Source organism: Tenacibaculum ascidiaceicola, assembly GCF_047470925.1.
Classification (GTDB): Bacteria; Bacteroidota; Bacteroidia; order Flavobacteriales; family Flavobacteriaceae; genus Polaribacter; species Polaribacter discolor.
In genome coordinates this window covers 479,282-495,361 of the sequence record NZ_JAZKJP010000012.1, presented here as the reverse complement: position 1 = coordinate 495,361, position 16,080 = coordinate 479,282, and the positions used below count along the sequence as shown (strand labels likewise).

Here is a 16,080-nt window from a genome sequence, read left to right as displayed (position 1 = left end):
TTTTTTATGCTTATTTTCATAAATTCACAACATGAAAAAATTATTAATTTTAGTATTCTTAGGAATCGTTGCCTGTAGTAATCCAAAAGAAAAAACACAAATAGTAGAAGCTTCATGCGGTCAATGTAAGTTTGGCTTAGATAGCCAACATGGGTGTGATTTAGCTGTAAAAGTAGATGGGCAAGCCTATTTTATTGATGGCGCACACATTGATGATTATGGTGATGCCCACGATAAAAACATCGGTTTTTGTAATGTTGTTAGAAAAGCAGAAGTTACTGGAAAAGTTGAAAACGGAAGATTTAAAGCTTCTTCTTTTAAAATAGTAAAAAAATAACATCTAGTTTTTTAAAAACTAGATTCTAAAAAACGAAATAAAATTTTACTTCGTTTTTTTTATTAGTTTTGCTAAACTTTTAAAAAAAAATATGAAAATTACTTTATTAAACTTAGTAATGTTTATTACTACAGTTACTTGTTATGCCCAAATTACCTTTGAAAAAGGATATTTTATCACCAACTCAGGAGAAAGGATTGAGTGTTTAATTAAAAATATAGACTGGAAAGATACCCCTACTGAGTTTATATACAAGCGTAATGCTACCGACTCTGAAAAAACAAACACAATTAATTCCATCAAAGAGTTTGGAATTTACAACTCCTCTAAGTACATTCGAGCCAATATAGATATTGATAAATCTAGTAGTATCGTAGGCAAACTATCTAATAATCGCAATCCAGTATTCATAAGAGAAACACTGTTTTTAAAAGTACTTATTGAGGGCAAAGCTAATTTATTTTCCTACAAAAATAGGAACTTAAAAAGATTCTTTTTTTCTACTAATGAAAAAGAAGTTACTCAATTGATTTATAAAAAGTATACAAACAATTATACAATTTACGAAAACAAGCAATTTCTTCAACAATTGTTTAATAATTTAAAATGCCACACTCTAACTACTAAAAGGATTGAGACTCTAAAATACAATGACAACAGCTTATCCAATTTTTTTATAGATTATAACGAATGTAAAAATAGTGAATCTATAAACTTTTATAAAAACTCTAAAAAAAGAAATGCTTTTAGTCTAGCTATAAAAGCAGGAGTTAACAACAACTCATTAAGTATTAAAAACAGTATAAATAATAGTAGAGGTACTGATTTTGATAATAAAATTAGTGGTAGGTTTGGCATAGAGGCTGAATACATATTACCTTTTAATAAAAATAAATGGAGCATAGTAATTTCACCTGCATACCAATCTTTTAAATCTACAGAGAACAATAATGCTTTAGTTTCTGTTATTAATTATAGTTCTATTGAAGTTCCTGTTGGAGTTAAACACTCTTTTTTCTTAAACCAAAATTCTAAAATTTACCTTTTAGCATCTTACGTAGTAACAGACATTAAAATTGATTCAAAAATAGATTTTAATAGAGTAGATGGATCCAATTTAAGTTCATTAAATATAAAACCAAACTCTTCTTTTGCTTTAACTCTTGGATACAAATATGACAAGTATAGTATTGATTTGAGATACAATAGTAAAGACCTATTAGCAAACTATTCTTTTTGGTCTTCAAATTACGAATCGCTCAGTTTAAATATAGGTTATACTATTTTTTAAATAAAAAGACCGAAACAATTATACTTCGGTCTTTTTATTTTAGATTCTATTCAAATTATGGCGCTGGATTTGGAATCACTTTGTGCACAGCTTCTATCTCTTCTAAAATAGCATCAGACAATTCAATATTAATTGAGTTAATATTCTCTTTTAACTGACTCATTTTCGTAGCTCCAATAATATTACTCGTTACAAATGGCAACTGATTGATGTACGCCAATGATAATTCTGTTAACGTCAATCCGTGTTTGTTTGCTATTTTTTGATACTCTAAAACCGCTTTTTCTGATCCTTCATTTTTATATCGCGCGATAAAACGTGGAAATAAAGTTCCTCTTGCTCCTTCTGGAGTTTTTCCATCAATATATTTTCCTGTTAATACTCCTTGTGCTAATGGAGAATAAGCTAACAAACCAATATTTTCTCTCATAGAAACCTCAGACATTCCTACTTCATACCCTCTATGAATTAATGAGTATGAGTTTTGAATTGTCACCATTCTTGGTAAACTATGTTGTTCTGCAGTTTGTAAATACTTCATCGTTCCCCAAGGTGTTTCGTTAGACAAACCAACGTGTTTAATCTTTCCTTGTTTCACAAAATCATTCAGCGTTTCTAAAATTTCTAAATGCTTTTCAGCTTCTTCTGCAGAGGTTTTATACGGATAATCACGTACTCCAAAACAGTTAACCCCACGATCTGGCCAATGTAGTTGGTATAAGTCGATATAATCGGTTTGTAAGCGTTTTAAGCTACCTTCAATTGCTTCACTTATATTCTTTCTGTTGAAACCACCTGTTCTAATATGAGCTGTGTAATCACCTCCTCCTGCGATTTTAGAAGCCAACACTACTTTTTCTCTGTTTCCTGTTTTTTTAAACCAAGAACCTATAATTTTTTCCGTGGCTCCATATGTTTCTGGAGTCGCAGGTACAGAATATAATTCTGCAGTATCAAAAAAGTTTACCCCTTGTTCTAAGGCATAATCCATTTGTTCATGACCTTCTGCTTCCGTATTCTGTCGACCCCATGTCATGGTTCCTAAACAAATTTTTGAAACTTTTATATCTGTAGTTGGTAAGGTTGTATATTTCATAAATTAATCATCATTTGTTACTCTTGTAAAAATACAAGGTTTTTAGAATTTCTACTTCTTAAAGTTTACATAAAAGAAATCCCGCAGTAAGCGGGATTAAATAATCATTTAACAGGTTTTTATCTTATTAAAAACTCAGTCAAGGTTCTTTTCTTTAATTTTCTTGTTAATGCTATTATTGCTATTGACAGAACTAAAAAGTAACCCAATAAAACCTTAATAGTTCCAAATTGAGCTAGCCCTAAAACCAAACCGCTTAAGCCTTGTCTACCTCCTACAATCTCGTACTGATAACCTTTCTCAATTTCTCTAGCTAAATAGAATATCCATAAAAATATTCCTGTGGAAAATAATATAGCAAAAATTTGAGGCTTTACATATTTAATTACTTTTGGTTTCTCTTTAGAATAACTAAACTTAGATAACTTTTCTCTTAAATAAAGAAAAACCTGACTCTTAACCTCTTTATTATTTATAATGATTTCCTCTTCAGAATTACCTCCATAAAAAACAGTTATTGTACTTGATTTTTCTGGATTTTCTATACTTTTAATATATGAGAAAGGAATACTAAAAACATCTTCTGGAATGTCTCCTTTTTCAAAACCTGAAATTAGTTCAGACTTTATATGTTTTTTGATTTTTCCTACATAAAGAGACTCTTCTGTAGCAACAATAAAATCATTATCGTTATAAAACCAATATTTCATTCTATCTTCTTTTTCTACTAGTAATTTTCTTATTTTAAAATTGCTTCAATTCCTGGTAAGGTTTGTCCTTCCAACATTTCTAACATCGCTCCTCCACCTGTTGACACATAACTCACTTTATCAGCAAATCCAAATTGTTTTACGGCGGCAACTGAGTCACCTCCTCCTACTAACGAGAATGCTCCATTTTTAGTAGCTTCTGCGATTGCATTTCCTAAACCAATGGTTCCTTCTGCAAACTTTTCCATTTCAAAAACACCTAAAGGACCATTCCATAAAATTGTTTTAGACTTTGCGACAACTTCTGCAAATTTTTCAACGGTTTTAGGCCCACAATCTAATCCCATCCATCCATCTGGAATTTCATTTGTATCTACTACTTGGGTATTGGCATCGCTTGAAAAAGCATCTGCAATAACTGCATCTACTGGTAAGTGAATTTCTGTATTGTTTTCTTTCGCTTTAGCTAATATTTCTAATGCTAACTCTAATTTATCTTCTTCAACTAGTGAATTTCCGATTTTTCCTCCTAGAGCTTTGATAAACGTAAACGTCATTCCTCCACCAACGATGATATGATCTACTTTTTCAATAATATTTTCAATCACTCCAATTTTAGACGACACTTTTGCTCCTCCTAAAATCGCAGTTACTGGTTTTTCTGAGTTATTTAATACTTTATCAATGCTTTCAATCTCTGTTGCTAATAAGTTTCCGAAGCATTTATTTTCTGGAAAAAATTGTGCAATAATAGCAGTAGAAGCATGGGCTCTGTGTGCTGTACCAAAAGCATCATTTACATAAACATCACCCCATTTAGATAATTGTTCTGCAAAAGCAACATTACCTGTTTTTTCTTCAGGATAAAAACGTAAATTTTCTAATAATAAAATTTCACCACTCTTTAAATTTGCTATTGCCTCTTCTACTGTTGAACCAATGCAATCGTCAACAAACTTTACTTGCACCCCTAAAACTTCGGTTACTTTACTAACAATGTGACGTAACGAAAACTGATCTTCTTTTCCTTTTGGACGACCTAAGTGAGACATTAAAACACAGCTACCACCATCTTCTAATATTTTTATAATAGTTGGTTTTGCTGCTTGAATTCTTGTATCGTCAGTTACTTCAAAAGTATCGTTTAAAGGCACATTAAAATCTACTCGGATTAATGCTTTTTTATTTTCAAAATTGAAATCGTTCAATGTTTTCATCACTTAAATCTAGTTGATTGTTATTTTTAAAAATTGTTTCTTGTTTTTTCTTTGACCGTATAAAATTAACTCATTATCTGAAACTTGTTCAATAAATCTACAATTAAATGGTGTTTCTTCATCTTTATTTGATAATAAGGATTTGTATATAAAATCTCCATTGGGATTCAACTTAACAATATATAAATTCGTGTTATTTTTAGTTGCGTTCCATAAAAAACTTTCTCTAAATTTAATTCTCCCTCCAGATAATTCTCCCATCTTTTTATGAGCATTTAAAATTAAATACTTATCATTATTATACTGTGCTGTTCCAAACGACATTAATGGATCTGAAAAATAGTTTGATGTTTGAGCTTTATTGATATTTCTAGCCCATACTAGTTTTCCTTCTCTATCTAATTTTATAACAATTATATCATCAAAGTTATATGATATTCTTGTATAACCTCCATATTGATTATGTACATATGTTGTTGTTATAAAAAATTCTTCTGCAGTGATAATCATTCCTCCATCTTTTGAATAAGAAACATCTTTAAATTTAACATTTCTTAATTCTTTATCTTTAGATTCACCATATTTATCCTTTAAAAACTGCTCTGTAAAAGGCGAAAAAGCTGAATTTTCAATGTTAATATTTTTTGTATCTAAAATAAATGAGCACACTCCCTTAAATCTATTCTCATTTACATTGGAATAAAAACCAATACAACTCAATTTATTTTCCTGTGTCAAGTCCAACTCTAAAGTTGCTACAAAATGATCTTCTACAGAGATTTTTGTAGATGATACATTACCTTCTACTATTTTAAACAATTCATAGTAATAGTTTCCTCCTTTTTCTTTTTTCTCCTTTGGATACACCTTTCCTAAAATAAATACTTCTCCATTATCTGAAACCTTCACTTCTTGAAGTTTAAATCTTTTGTCTTTATATGGTAACTCAAACTCTTTCTCCCACAACTTATTAAAGCTTTCATCAAAAACCTTAATGCTGTGATGTTCATTTTTTTTATCGGAAGAATCAATATTAAAAACGTTATAATTTCCTGATTTCGAGAATGACATATTTCCTCTAAAATTCCTATCTATTTTTGAAGCTGAAAAAACAGACTCCAAGAATGAGGGATATCTATCAAGAGTGACCTCAAAAATTTTCTTTTTGGAAAACTCAAGCTTATCTTTAAGTGAAGTATATAGAAAAGCCTCTATTTTATTTTCTCTATTATTTTTATAATACTCTACAAACCCTAATCTCTCCTGTTTAAAAAAACCTCCAGGTATTCTATGCTTTCTTTTAATTTTATGCTCAAAAGAGTTAATCTTATTAAACTTACTATCAAAAACATCTATCAACAAACTTCTTTCAGACTCTAAAGTTCTTATGGTATATAAGTTATTTAACTCATCTTTATAAATAGTGTTTAGAATACTTGTTTTTCTTTCTTTAAAAACTCCACTCTTATCAAGAGAAACACTCATTAAATCTTCTTGAGAGCTTAATCTTAAAGTAAAAATGGTAAAAAAACATAGCAATATACTTTTCTTCATATTATTTAATTTATTATTTTGAGCTGCCGAAAATACTATATTTTAGCTTTATTTTTAATCTCTTTACAGTTAAATAATGAACCTTGCTTCCATAAAAATAACCTCTGAAAAACTCAACTTACAAGAATGTTACGATTTTGTAGCTGATCCTTCTTGTGGTGGAATTGCTGTTTTTGTGGGTACTGTAAGAAATGCTACTCAAAACAAAGAGGTTACCCAACTTGATTTTTCTACTTACAAGCCTATGGCAATTAAAGAAATGCAAAAAATTGCAGATGCTGCCTTAGAAAAATTTGGAGTCACAAAGATTGCCATTCATCACGCTGAAGGTTTGTTAACTATTGGTGATATCCCTGTAATTATTACGGTTTCTTCTCCACACAGAAAAGCTGCTTTTGAAGCTTGCCAGTATGCTATTGACACCTTAAAAGAAACAGTTCCTATTTGGAAAAAAGAATTTTTTAAAGATGGTGAGGTTTGGGTAAATGCGCACCCTTAAAAATACTATATTTGAAATGAAGTCATTTCTAACAACGTAAAATGAATATGAGGAGTTTTACATTGGGGCATTAGCTCAGTTGGCTAGAGCGTTTGACTGGCAGTCAAAAGGTCATCGGTTCGACTCCGATATGCTCCACTATTTTTAAAATCATGATTGAATTTACTACGGCTACTAACCAAACAGATTTGCTTCAAATATTGGAATTGCAGCGACAAAACTTACCTGAAAAATTATCAGAAACAGATAAAAAAGAACAGGGTTTTGTTACTGTTCGTCATGATTTAGAAATACTACAAAAAATGAATGATGTGCATACGCATATCATTGCTAGAAATGATAGGGAAATTATTGGATATGCTTTATCAATGTCTAAAAACTTTAGAAATGATATTCCAATTTTAATTTCTATGTTTGACGAAATAGATACAACTTCAAAAGGTGCCAAACCGTATATTTTAATGGGGCAAGTATGTATAGACAAAAACTTTCGTGGAAAAGGTATTTTTAGAGGGTTATATACTAAAATGAAAGAGGAATTCACTGGAATATACCATTCTATTATTACTGAAGTAGATGAAGAAAACACTCGTTCAATGAATGCGCACAAAGCCATTGGTTTTAAAACTTTAAAAACCTACAGAAGTAATAATCATAACTGGGAAATTATTTATTTAAATATTTAATACGGTAAATCGGTAGGTTCAACAAAATTGACTGCTGGATCGTACAATTCTGTTAATAGATTCTTTACTTCTGTCATAAACTCCTCTAATTTTTCTTCTGTAATAGCATTATCAGGCTTTCGGTAATTAGATGAAAAGTTCATTTGTAAAAAACCACTTTTTAAATTTTTAAACGAGATTATTCCTGCTTCTAGTGGTTTTTCAAAATTAAATTTTGTGTGTTGCGTATATAAAAAAGCATACAACATTACCTGAATAGCTTTATGATACTTTAAATCGCGTATAGCTTCAAAATCGAGTACTTTTAAATTTGTACTATCTACCATTCCTGTTTTATAGTCGATAATTCTAGTAACACCATTAAGCTCATCAATTCGATCGACAATTCCTTTTATTTTTATCGGAAAATTAATTCCTTCAACCATAATTTCTGAAGATAATTCTTGCTCAGTAGCTACTACTTTCAGTTGGTTATTTTCGTCTTTTAAGAGTTGTTTTTCTTTAGCTAAAAAGTTCTCTACAAAACGATTCGCAACTTCAAAAATTAATCGATTTTTTCCTGTGGTTAAATCTCCATTTTTAAAATGTTTTGAGAAATAAAAGCTTACGAGTTCTTTTGTTTTTTTCTGCATATTCTCAACATCTCCTACTTGCAGAAATTTACCTTCAAAGGGTTTATATAATTCTTCCAAGGTATCATGCACAACAGTTCCCATAGTATTTGCAGCAACCGTTTCTTCAACGTCGTCTAGTTCATTAATTTTTAAAATTTTCTGCTTGTAAAAAGCAATCGGGTTGTACAAGTAATTGGTTAGTGCTGATGGAGAAATTCCTTTTTGAGCTAATTCTTGTAAGCGTTCTAGTACTTTTTCATCTTTTTGAATTTCTTTTAACTGCACAGGTGATGTTACTACTTTCGGACTTATAATTTTTTCTGTAATATCATCTCGCATCATTTCTAACTGCGTTACAAAACGGCTTTTCTCTCCACTTCCAAACACATCATGCTCTGTATTATACAAAATGTAAATATTTTTTGCACGTTGTAGTAATCTAAAAAAATGGTACGAGAAAAGTGCATCTTTTTCTCTATAGGTTGGCAATCCAAACTCTATTTTTACATCAAAAGGAATAAAAGTGTTTTGCTGTTGGTTGGCTGGTAAAATTCCTTCATTTACTGAAGTTATGATTACATTTTCAAAATCTAACACACGTGTTTCTAACACTCCCATTAACTGCAATCCCTGTAAAGGTTCTCCTTGAAATGATAAACTTTCTGACTGGATTAATTGTCTAAAAAATTGATGCAAAGTTTTTAAGTCTTGTACATAACCAAACTCGTTATGTAAATTTTGTAACTGAGTAAATGCAGTATAGAAACGGAATAAATATTCTTTTTCTAGTTCATTCGCATTTTCTTTTAGCAAATTAATCAGCTCAATTATTCTGTTTAAAAACTCACTAATCGATGAAAACGGATTGAAAATACTCTTTATAGTTTTATTTATTTCTTCACTTACAGGGGATAAAAATGAAACTATTTCTTCTTGGCTTACAAATGTGTTATTTTCTTTGGCTACAGCTTCTGAAATTACATCTGCAATATTCTTTTCTTTATTTATTTGTAGTAGCGTATAAATTGTTGCGTCTTTTACTAATCTAACTACATCTTTGTGATAAAAAAGGTTTTCTTCCTTCTTTTCTAACTTTTCTTGATTAGTAAACAGATGAAAGATTGCAAAAACTAAACTTGTTGTAGGAATATCTTTTAGCGGATATCCCATGGTAATATTTACCGCATTTACGGTCGCTGGTAATGAATTTAAGGTAATTGGTAACAGCGTTTCATCTGCCAACACTAATGCTGTATTGTTATAATTAGGAAGTTTGGCTAAAATTTCACCTGCATATTTTATCTGTGTAATGTTTTTAGAGGCTCCAATTACTTCAATATGTTTCTCTTCTGAAAAGTACTCTTTAATGGTTTGAATTGGATGTTGTTGATAGTATTTCCAGCCAGTTTTGTACTTTCTTAAAAAGCTTCCTGCTTGGTGTTGGCTCTCATAAAACGTTCTATCAATATCCCAATAGGCTTCTGCATTTCCGTTTAATAAGAATTGTTCAAACAAGAATTCTTCCGCAGCATTTAAAGCATTAAATCCTATAAAAAAGTACTTTTTTTTCTGGTTTTCACTAATAAAGTTTGCTGCTTTTTTGGTTGCTTCTCTATACAAAACTCCTTGATATCCGATATTATTTTCAAGTAAAAACTGGTAAAAAGCATCGTAATATTTGTTCAACTTTTCCATGAAAGCAAAATGATCTTTCATCAATTCAGTTTCTTTAAACTCTCCTTTTACCGACCATTTTCGTAAGCGGTGTATATCACGTAAATACACAAAGATTTCTCGTGTGTTAATTAAATGCTGATCAATTTCATTAAAGTCTTGCAATACGGTAAATGCCCAAGATGAAAACACATCAAATGAATCTGGCTTTTCTTCTTGTTTTTTATAGATTGTATAAAAATGAAAAAGTAGCTGAACGGAGTCTACCTTTTTCATTTCTGAAATTTCTTCAACGAAATCACCAATATTTATAATTTCTGGTAAGAAGCCTGCAGAAATTTTATTTTTAAACGTTTCTTTTACAAAAACTCCCGCCCTTTGTGAAGGCAGCACAAACACAACGTTCTCAAACGATTTGGTGTTTTGTAAAATAGTATCTAACGTTTCTGAAATAAAAGACTGCATTTTTTATAAAATGATTTTAGCTTGAATCGAAAGTACAATTTTTATCCTATTTTTGAGAGTACAAATAGCCTATATTCATGAACACAACGAATCACTTAAGAGTAGCTTTGATTCAATCGGATTTAATTTGGGAAAATCCAACAGCAAACAGAAAACAATTTGAGGAAAAAATAAACATTTTAGATGAGGATATTGACTTAATTATCTTACCTGAAATGTTTACTACTGGCTTCACTATGAATGCTTCAGATGTTGCTGAAACTATGAAAGGTGAAACAGTACAATGGTTGCAAAATTTAGCACAAGAAAAGAGTATTGCTATTACTGGAAGTATCGTTATCAGTGAAAATGATAATTTTTATAATCGTTTATTATTTGTGCACCCTTCAGGGAAAATTGATTTTTATGATAAAAAACATACGTTTACGTTAGCAGGTGAACATGAAGTGTTTTCTGCAGGAACTGAAAGAATTATAATTGAATATAAAGGCTGGGAAATTTGCCCACTAATTTGTTATGATTTACGTTTTCCTGTGTGGGCGAGAAATACAGAAAATTACAACTTATTGCTATATGTAGCAAGTTGGCCTAAACCTCGTATTGAAGCTTGGGATGGTTTGTTAAAAGCACGAGCTATTGAAAATATGAGTTATACTATTGGTGTGAATAGAGTAGGTATAGATGCTAACAACTATGAATATACTGGGAATACGGTTTGCTATGATACCTTAGGAAACTGTTTGGTTAAAAATAACAAAGGAACTGAGGAAACATTGATTATTGAATTAGATAAAGAAACACAAATAAAAGCTCGTAATCGATTTCGATTTTTGGATGACAGAGATGAGTTTATACTTCAATAAAAAAGCAACCTTTCGGTTGCTTTTTTACTTTTATGCAGGAATCATCCATTTAAAATTGAATTTTGTATCTGGTACTACGATACGTTCTGTGATTCGGTACATTCTGTCTGGTAATTTCATTAAGAAATCTCTTGCTTTTTCTGCTTCTGGAGTTAAATTGGTAATCTTATCAATTTCCCATGTCGTATTTAATTTTTTCAAAATATCTACATAATCAAAACCAGTATATACTCCTACTCTTTGTGCTACTGTTGAAAAATCATCAAACAGGCTTCCTTTTTCACCAAAAGATTCTCTTAAATGCATTGCAGGCATTACTATTTTGTGTTTCATCATGTGTTGAAAAGCCAACATCATTTCACTTGGGTCTATCTTAAAAATTTCTTTTACAAATTCAGTATACGCTAAGTGATGACGCATTTCGTCTCCTGCAATAATCTTAGACATTTTAGCCAATGCTTTGTGTCCTTGCTTTTTGGCAATCTTAGCGACGTTATTGTGTGAAACATACGTTGCTAATTCTTGAAAACTTGTGTATATAAAGTTTTTATAAGGATCGGTAGCTGTACCGATATCAAATCCGTCTGCAATTAAGTGTTGTGTAGATACTTCTACCTCACGCATGTTTACTCTTCCTGAAAGGTATAAATACTTATTTAACACATCTCCATGACGGTTTTCTTCTGCAGTCCAAGCACGAATCCATTTTGCCCAACCATTATCTGGTTGTTGTGTTACTCCATCTAAGTCTAATAACCATGACTCATAGGTTGGTAATGCTTCTTCAGTAATAGTATCTCCTACTAAAACTACCCAAAAATCATCATCAAGCTCTTTTGATAGTTCTTGAATCTCTTTTACTTCTTCTATAAAAGAATCTTGTTGTGAATTAGGTAAAAAATCGGTTGGTTGCCAAATTTTTTCAATTGGCATTAAGAATTTGTCTACAAAACTGTCAATGTTTTTTTCCAGCGTTTGCATTACTTCCTTTCTAATGTTTTGTATTGACATAATTTATTTTAAGGGTTTATATTTATTGTTGTTTTCATCTAGTATATCCCAGATTTTACAGCTGTTTCTGTTTTAGACATTAACTCATCAAACGGTACACTGTTTACCTTTATTGGTTCGTGAGTTTTTATTTTTATCGGGCTTCCAATTCCTAATGGAAATTTTCCGTATTTAAATACTTTCCACGAGTTATTAATCGATAGAGGAACAACATAAGCTTCTGGATTGTATTTTGCTATCATTTTAAGCCCATTAACGGAGAATGACTTAGGTTTTCCAGTTCTACTTCTTGTTCCTTCAGGAAAAATAGCCGCAGACCATTTATTTTCTTTTATTTGTTTCGCAAATTTTCCTAATTCTGACAATGCTTGTTTGGCATCTTTTCTATCAATTAAAGCTGCTCCTCCGTATTTTAAGTTGAAGGAAATGCTAGGAATTCCTTTTCCTAGCTCTTTTTTTGACACAAATTTTGGGTAGTGTTTCCTAAGATACCAAATAATTGGCGGAATATCAAATGTACTTTGATGATTTGCCACAAAAATTAAGGTTGTATTTTCTGGTAAATCCTGTTTATTTTCAAATTGTACTCTAATTCCTAATATCAATAATGATTTTATGAGGAACCAATTCATAATATTTACTACGTTCTGGTGTCCTTCTTGCCCAAAGAGTTTAAGACCTAACCATTGTAATGGGTGAAAAATTAATAATAAAGAAAAAAACACCAATGCAAAGATTGATGAGAGTATATAACTTAAAACCTTCATTCTATTAGTTGTTTTTGTTATTTGCTTAGTCTTTTATTTAATAAGTTAATCATACCGATTTCATTACTAAAACATTACTAGTGCGCAAAAATAGAAAATCCCGCGGAAGCGGGACTATAATTTTATCTTAAAACCAATTGCTCCAAGGAATTCTTGCGAGAATTAGTACCAAAGCTAAGCCATAAAAGATTGTAAAGGTTTTAAACTTAGCTTCGCTTTTTACTTGTTTTTTATGTTTTGACCAACCTATCGTGATTAATACGATGGCAATAATCATGGTTAATGGGTGCTCAATAGCCAATAGTCTTGCCATTGGTTCTTTCATTACTTCTCCTCCATTAGCTTTTAAAGCTTTATACCAAGGAGACATAAAATACCATCCTAAACCTATTAATAGTTGAATATGAGTTGTAATTAAAGTAAATAGTCCTAAACGAAACTCTTTATGGGTAAATTCTTTTTTTTGTACTAATCCTATAATAGCATTTACAACAGTAAAAATTAAAACTGCTAATACAATATATGCCCAATAAGAGTGCAAAGTTTTCATCATGATTTTATACATTTTTAGTTAGTGTAAAAATACTGAATTTTCTGCATAAAAAAACCACCTCATGTGAGGTGGTTTTAAGTTTATTTCTAATTATAATATTAGAAATTATATCTAACTGAGAAGTTCCAAGTTGTACCCATACCAAAGTAACCTTGGTTACTGGTATCAATACCTTTATATGTATTAGTTGTTCCTGCTCCAACTGGATTGTTAGTTCTTAATTCTGAAATATATTCAGTATCTAAAACATTGTTTACGTTAGCTCTGAAATCTAAAGATTTAGATCCTTCTCCTAATCTTAATTTATAAGATACACCTGCATCTAATAAACCATAAGAAGGAAGTTCTATATTTTCTTTAGTTGCTCCAACGTTTGCATATAATTTATCATAGAATCTATAATCTGAATCTATACTTAAATCATCTGTAATAGAGTAATCAAAACCAAGACCGAATGTAAATTGGGCAGCATCACCTACTTTACCTCCATCTACGTCTACAACTGTACTAGCTCCAGTTACATTTCTATCCTCATCTAAAGTTCTTGTAACAACCGATCCTGAGTATGTCCAATCACCTAATGAAAGGAAACCTCTAACATCTAATTGTTGTAATGGTTTTGCTACAAAATCAAACTCAATCCCTTTGTGGTATTGACTTTGCCCTGTTTTCTCTGTTGTACTAAGAACACCGTTATCAAAAATTGAAACAGCCTCAACTCTATTTTTCCATATAGTGTTGTAAACATTAACATTTGAACTAAAGAATTCTGACTTAAAGCTATATCCCATTTCTAAACCAATGATATCTTCGTTTTGAGAGCTTGGGTTAATAGAATTGTCATAACTATTAAAAATGTTATCATGATATGGTTGACGTGAGTAATAACCTCCATTAAAATAGAAAGATCCTTTTTCTGAAGTTTTAAAACCTAATCCAGCTTTTAAGTTATACCCTAAATTATCAACTTTCTTAGAATCTTCATATTCTGGTAAATAATCATACCTATCAAATCTTTGGTGTTGTTGATTAGAGATAGCTCCTTGGAAAAACGCAGACATGTTGTCATTTGAGTATTCAAGTTGAGTAAACACTCCTCCGTAAGTAATTCTTTCACTACTATCGTAATCAATTCTTTGGTCCTCTCCAGCTGCATTAAACATTGCAGACCAAGGATTAGTACCAAAACTTTCAGTAGCAGTAACAGCTACAGTAGGACCTACTCTTGTATGAGTATTATCTTTTAAATCTCTGTCCTCAGTCCATGAATTTAAACCATGGAAATCTGCTACTTGTCTAAAGTGAGTTCCATAGTAAGTTCTAAGATCTGCACCTATATTGAACTTTAAATTATCATTAATATCATGCTCAAAGTTTGATACTAAACCGTACCAAGCATGGTTATTTACAGAAGACCTAGTAATGTATGTATCATTTCCAAACATACCTACTCCACCAGCAGCAGCGTTATTTGCATAGATTGCATCATAATCTATAAGACCATCTGCAGTTCTTACTCTAGACCCTCTATTTCCTGTTCCTCCACCTCTACCAAACGAAGCATATAAAACAGTAGATAAGTTAGATACCTCAGAAATTTTGTAATCCCAGTTTAAGTTTAATACTGGTTTATGATAGAAGTTTCTTCTTTCAGTCATGTATTCACCTTTGTAAGTACCCCAGTTATTATTGTATTTTATTCCTTTATCTAAAAAAGTTTGAATACTTTTAGAAAAGTTTTGGTCATGCCATTGAGGTGCTCCTGTAAGTAAAAAGTTAAAATTATGTTTTTCATTTGGCTTATAACCAACTGAAATAAAATAAGTTTGACCTTGACCTTTAGTCCCATCAAAGTATCCATCACCTTGCCAATGAGAGAGCATTACACTTGTTCCCCATCCACTTTCACTCATACCTGTGTTGTATACTGCAGATACTTTATAATAATTATCATTTGCTGTACCAGCATAAAAATATCCTCCTTCTTTCTTATCTGTAGTTTTTGTTACGAAGTTCATTGTACCCCCTACAGAAGAAATAGCTAATTTAGAAGCTCCTAAACCTCTTTGAATCTGTATTGCAGAAGCAATATCATTAACACCTGACCAGTTTGACCAATACATCTTACCATCTTCCATACCGTTTATTGGCTGTCCGTTTAATAAGAACGCTGTGTTAGTTTGATCAAATCCACGTACAGAAATTCTTGAATCTCCAAAACCTCCTGATTGCCCAGCTACATAAATAGATGGAGTGTTTACTAAAGCCATTGTAACATCTTGTGTTCCAATTTTTTTCTGAATTTCTGCTGCTTTAATAGTAGAAACTGCTACTGGCGTTTTTCTTCCTCCAGCTAAATCAATAACTCCTTTACCTACAATCACAATTTCATCTAAAGTATTAGATGGTTGTAAAGCAATAGTTCCTAGATCTGAAGCTCCAGAAAAAGATACTTCTTTCTTAGTATACCCAACAAATGATACTACTACCGCCCCTGAATTTGAGCTAGCGTTTAGTATAAATTTCCCATCAAAGTCAGTTGCTGAACCGTTTGTAGTCCCTTTTACTACAACGTTAGCTCCTGGTAATGGTTCCCCCATTTCGTCAACTACTGTACCAGTAATTTTTGTTTGACCTAAAACCGTAGCCGTTACAAAGAACAAAGCTACAAGTAATACATTTTTAAATGTTTTCATTTTTTAATCTAATTGTTATTAAATGCAGGTGCAAATATCCTGCTTTT

14 protein-coding genes and 1 tRNA gene are annotated in these 16,080 nt (G+C 31.1%); 6 read left to right on the top strand and 9 right to left on the bottom strand.

The window, feature by feature from the left end; translation table 11 throughout:
• Positions 1 to 31: 31 nt before the first annotated feature.
• Together VBY68_RS14350 and VBY68_RS14345 are read left to right on the top strand one after the other, a co-directional pair.
• Positions 32 to 337: a DUF6370 family protein gene (locus VBY68_RS14350; RefSeq protein ID WP_415270110.1), complete on the top strand. Its 306-nt coding sequence runs from the start codon at positions 32 to 34 to the stop codon at positions 335 to 337.
• Positions 338 to 428: 91 nt separating this feature from the next.
• Positions 429 to 1,628: a tRNA modification GTPase gene (locus tag VBY68_RS14345; RefSeq protein WP_415270109.1), complete on the top strand. Its 1,200-nt coding sequence runs from the start codon at positions 429 to 431 to the stop codon at positions 1,626 to 1,628.
• 55 nt (positions 1,629 to 1,683) lie between these two features.
• Here the strand turns inward: VBY68_RS14345 and VBY68_RS14340 are convergent, their stop codons facing one another.
• From VBY68_RS14340 to VBY68_RS14325, 4 genes are all read right to left on the bottom strand, one after another.
• Entirely contained in the window at positions 1,684 to 2,724 is a 1,041-nt protein-coding gene (locus tag VBY68_RS14340) for an NADP(H)-dependent aldo-keto reductase (RefSeq protein ID WP_121146359.1), read from the bottom strand.
• A gap of 119 nt (positions 2,725 to 2,843) precedes the next feature.
• Positions 2,844 to 3,434 carry a hypothetical protein gene (locus tag VBY68_RS14335; protein WP_121146360.1) on the bottom strand — a complete coding sequence of 197 codons (591 nt, stop codon included), beginning with the start codon at positions 3,432 to 3,434 and terminating at the stop codon, positions 2,844 to 2,846.
• A gap of 29 nt (positions 3,435 to 3,463) precedes the next feature.
• On the bottom strand, positions 3,464 to 4,651 hold the full coding sequence (locus VBY68_RS14330) for a phosphoglycerate kinase (RefSeq protein ID WP_415270108.1): 1,188 nt from the start codon (positions 4,649 to 4,651) through the stop codon (positions 3,464 to 3,466).
• 9 nt (positions 4,652 to 4,660) lie between these two features.
• Positions 4,661 to 6,205, bottom strand: a complete 1,545-nt coding sequence (locus tag VBY68_RS14325) for a hypothetical protein (protein WP_415270107.1) — start codon at positions 6,203 to 6,205, stop codon at positions 4,661 to 4,663.
• 76 nt (positions 6,206 to 6,281) lie between these two features.
• Here VBY68_RS14325 and VBY68_RS14320 point away from each other — a divergent pair, with 76 nt between their 5' ends.
• The 3 genes from VBY68_RS14320 to VBY68_RS14310 all read left to right on the top strand — a co-directional run bounded on the left by VBY68_RS14320 (position 6,282) and on the right by VBY68_RS14310 (position 7,390).
• Entirely contained in the window at positions 6,282 to 6,704 is a 423-nt protein-coding gene (locus VBY68_RS14320) for a molybdenum cofactor biosynthesis protein MoaE (RefSeq protein ID WP_121146363.1), read from the top strand.
• Positions 6,705 to 6,768: 64 nt separating this feature from the next.
• Positions 6,769 to 6,842: transfer RNA gene (locus VBY68_RS14315), tRNA-Ala, on the top strand.
• Between the two features lie 14 nt (positions 6,843 to 6,856).
• The gene (locus VBY68_RS14310; protein ID WP_415270106.1) at positions 6,857 to 7,390 is read left to right on the top strand and encodes a GNAT family N-acetyltransferase; all 534 of its coding nucleotides are present in this window, start codon (positions 6,857 to 6,859) and stop codon (positions 7,388 to 7,390) included.
• Here the strand turns inward: VBY68_RS14310 and VBY68_RS14305 are convergent.
• Positions 7,387 to 10,143, bottom strand: a complete 2,757-nt coding sequence (locus VBY68_RS14305) for a PD-(D/E)XK nuclease family protein (protein WP_415270105.1) — start codon at positions 10,141 to 10,143, stop codon at positions 7,387 to 7,389. The two genes, VBY68_RS14310 and VBY68_RS14305, sit on opposite strands and share 4 nt — an antisense overlap.
• 77 nt (positions 10,144 to 10,220) lie before the next feature.
• Here VBY68_RS14305 and VBY68_RS14300 point away from each other — a divergent pair, with 77 nt between their 5' ends.
• A complete protein-coding gene (locus tag VBY68_RS14300) occupies positions 10,221 to 11,006 on the top strand; it encodes an amidohydrolase (RefSeq protein WP_415270104.1) in 786 nt (261 codons plus the stop codon).
• 30 nt (positions 11,007 to 11,036) lie between these two features.
• On the opposite strand, the gene VBY68_RS14295 is transcribed toward VBY68_RS14300, so the two are convergent.
• The 4 genes from VBY68_RS14295 to VBY68_RS14280 all read right to left on the bottom strand — a co-directional run bounded on the left by VBY68_RS14295 (position 11,037) and on the right by VBY68_RS14280 (position 16,033).
• Positions 11,037 to 12,017 carry an acyl-ACP desaturase gene (locus tag VBY68_RS14295; protein ID WP_099214803.1) on the bottom strand — a complete coding sequence of 327 codons (981 nt, stop codon included), beginning with the start codon at positions 12,015 to 12,017 and terminating at the stop codon, positions 11,037 to 11,039.
• Positions 12,018 to 12,055: 38 nt separating this feature from the next.
• Positions 12,056 to 12,784, bottom strand: coding sequence for a lysophospholipid acyltransferase family protein (locus VBY68_RS14290; protein ID WP_415270103.1), 729 nt, complete (start codon positions 12,782 to 12,784; stop codon positions 12,056 to 12,058).
• A 127-nt stretch (positions 12,785 to 12,911) separates the two neighbouring features.
• Complete coding sequence (locus VBY68_RS14285; RefSeq protein WP_273693727.1) at positions 12,912 to 13,334, bottom strand: hypothetical protein; 423 nt, start codon at positions 13,332 to 13,334, stop codon at positions 12,912 to 12,914.
• Positions 13,335 to 13,435: 101 nt separating this feature from the next.
• Complete coding sequence (locus VBY68_RS14280) at positions 13,436 to 16,033, bottom strand: TonB-dependent receptor (protein ID WP_415270102.1); 2,598 nt, start codon at positions 16,031 to 16,033, stop codon at positions 13,436 to 13,438.
• Between the last annotated feature and the right edge of the window lie 47 nt (positions 16,034 to 16,080).

Bases quoted from the DNA above. Each gene is read 5' to 3' on its own strand.
- VBY68_RS14295 (WP_099214803.1), bottom strand. From the start codon at position 12,017: ATGTCAATACAAAACATTAGAAAGGAAGTAATGCAAACGCTGGAAAAA.
- VBY68_RS14340 (WP_121146359.1), bottom strand. From the start codon at position 2,724: ATGAAATATACAACCTTACCAACTACAGATATAAAAGTTTCAAAAATT.
- VBY68_RS14305 (WP_415270105.1), bottom strand. From the start codon at position 10,143: ATGCAGTCTTTTATTTCAGAAACGTTAGATACTATTTTACAAAACACC.
- VBY68_RS14320 (WP_121146363.1), top strand. From the start codon at position 6,282: ATGAACCTTGCTTCCATAAAAATAACCTCTGAAAAACTCAACTTACAA.
- VBY68_RS14300 (WP_415270104.1), top strand. From the start codon at position 10,221: ATGAACACAACGAATCACTTAAGAGTAGCTTTGATTCAATCGGATTTA.
- VBY68_RS14345 (WP_415270109.1), top strand. From the start codon at position 429: ATGAAAATTACTTTATTAAACTTAGTAATGTTTATTACTACAGTTACT.
- VBY68_RS14330 (WP_415270108.1), bottom strand. From the start codon at position 4,651: ATGAAAACATTGAACGATTTCAATTTTGAAAATAAAAAAGCATTAATC.
- VBY68_RS14290 (WP_415270103.1), bottom strand. From the start codon at position 12,784: ATGAAGGTTTTAAGTTATATACTCTCATCAATCTTTGCATTGGTGTTT.
- VBY68_RS14325 (WP_415270107.1), bottom strand. From the start codon at position 6,205: ATGAAGAAAAGTATATTGCTATGTTTTTTTACCATTTTTACTTTAAGA.
- VBY68_RS14280 (WP_415270102.1), bottom strand. From the start codon at position 16,033: ATGAAAACATTTAAAAATGTATTACTTGTAGCTTTGTTCTTTGTAACG.
- VBY68_RS14350 (WP_415270110.1), top strand. From the start codon at position 32: ATGAAAAAATTATTAATTTTAGTATTCTTAGGAATCGTTGCCTGTAGT.
- VBY68_RS14335 (WP_121146360.1), bottom strand. From the start codon at position 3,434: ATGAAATATTGGTTTTATAACGATAATGATTTTATTGTTGCTACAGAA.
- VBY68_RS14285 (WP_273693727.1), bottom strand. From the start codon at position 13,334: ATGAAAACTTTGCACTCTTATTGGGCATATATTGTATTAGCAGTTTTA.
- VBY68_RS14310 (WP_415270106.1), top strand. From the start codon at position 6,857: ATGATTGAATTTACTACGGCTACTAACCAAACAGATTTGCTTCAAATA.